We start from the raw sequence: 450 nt of genomic DNA on the forward strand, positions 1-450 counted from the left end.
CGACAGCATCACCTGTCGGATCACCGTCGATGACGAACTCAAGGACGAGCGCACGTCCAACGGCGTCAACGCCCAGACCTTCTGCTTGGTGAAATCTGCATGAGCACCCCCAGCCACGACGCCCCCACCGACTCCTTCCAGGCCGCCACCCGTCACACCAACCACGGCGGTATCGCGAAGTGGATCCGGCGGCTGGCAATCCCGATCATCATCGGCTGGGTCGCCATCATCGCGGTGCTGAACACGATCGTTCCCCAGCTCGAAGAGGTCGGGGAGATGCGCTCGGTCTCGATGAGCCCCGACGATGCGCCGTCGATGATCGCGATGAAGCGCGTCGGCGAGGTGTTCGAGGAGTTCAAGTCCAACAGCTCGGTGATGGTCGTGCTCGAGGGCCAGGATGCGCTCGGCGACGAGGCCCACGCGTACTACGACCAGATCGTCGACAAGCTG

At 63.6% G+C, this 450-nt stretch carries 2 protein-coding genes; both read left to right on the top strand.

Annotation, left to right across the window (positions count from 1 at the left end; translation table 11 throughout):
- Positions 1-103 (top strand): MmpS family transport accessory protein (locus ABQF30_RS29555; RefSeq protein WP_448470630.1); only part of this gene is annotated, 103 nt, incomplete at its 5' end.
- Positions 100-450, top strand: a 351-nt coding sequence (locus ABQF30_RS29560) for an MMPL family transporter (RefSeq protein WP_448470632.1), incomplete at its 3' end; no start/stop codon positions are given. The genes ABQF30_RS29555 and ABQF30_RS29560, both read left to right, overlap by 4 nt.

It is taken from the genome of Mycolicibacterium sp. XJ870, from assembly GCF_053483975.1.